At 69.9% G+C, this 861-nt stretch carries 1 protein-coding gene; it reads right to left on the reverse strand.

What is annotated here, in order from left to right; all coding sequences use genetic code 11:
- Positions 1 to 71 precede the first annotated feature (71 nt).
- A partial coding sequence (locus tag H926_RS0101505) for a 2-deoxy-5-keto-D-gluconate 6-phosphate aldolase domain-containing protein (RefSeq protein ID WP_022674726.1) occupies positions 72 to 861 on the reverse strand: 790 nt, incomplete at its 5' end.

Genomic DNA, 861 nt, shown 5'->3' on the forward strand with positions numbered 1-861 from the left:
CGGCACGCGCGCGCCGTCTGCGCCCACCACGTCCTGCGCGGCGAGCCATTGCACCAGGGCCTGGCCGGCGGTCAGGCGCAAGGGGCCAGCGCCTTGGCCCGCGCCTGGCGCCAGGTGGCGACCATGGCGGCAAAGTTCTCGGTCAAACGCACCAGTGCGGTTTCATCATCGATCATGCCGGTAAACCATTCCTGCGCCACGTCTTGCCAGATCGCCCGCCCCACGGCAAAGCCCTTTACCACCCGGCGCGGCGCGGCCGCGGCAAAGCTGGCGGCCAGATGCGCCTGGCTGCTTTCCGCGCCCAAGACCACCACGCCGCGGCACCACGGATCAGCCTGGGCAATCACCGCCTCGATCGCTGTCCAGGCGGCGGGATCGTCGGTCGCTTCCAGCTTCCACCAATCGGGATAGATGCCCAGGGCATAGACATGGGCCATGACCCGCGCCACCGTATCGTGGTGCACCGGGCCATAGGGCGCGGCGATGATTTCCAGCAGCAGTTCGTGGCCGGTGCTGCGCGTGGCATCGAACAGGCGCGCCAGTTGGGCATCCTGCTCGGCGCGCAGATCGGCCGGATCATCAGGGTGATAGCGCAGGTTGCATTTCACCGCATGCGGGCGCGGCCAGGATCGCAGCGTGATCGCCACGTCGGCCCCACCCTCGAACCGCAAGGGGCGCGAGCCGGAAATCTCGATCGGACGCCCGATCCAATAGGGCGCATCGGCCGCCTGGGCCAGCGCCCGCGCGCCAAACCGGCCATCGAGCAGCAATCCGCAGGCACGATCGCCGGCGGCGGTGCGCTCCATCGCCAGGCCCGCCAGGTCCTTGAACGTCGCCACGCGCGCGGCATCGCCACCGCCG

This window comes from Novosphingobium sp. B-7, assembly GCF_000410615.1.
Classification (GTDB): domain Bacteria; phylum Pseudomonadota; class Alphaproteobacteria; order Sphingomonadales; family Sphingomonadaceae; genus Novosphingobium; species Novosphingobium capsulatum.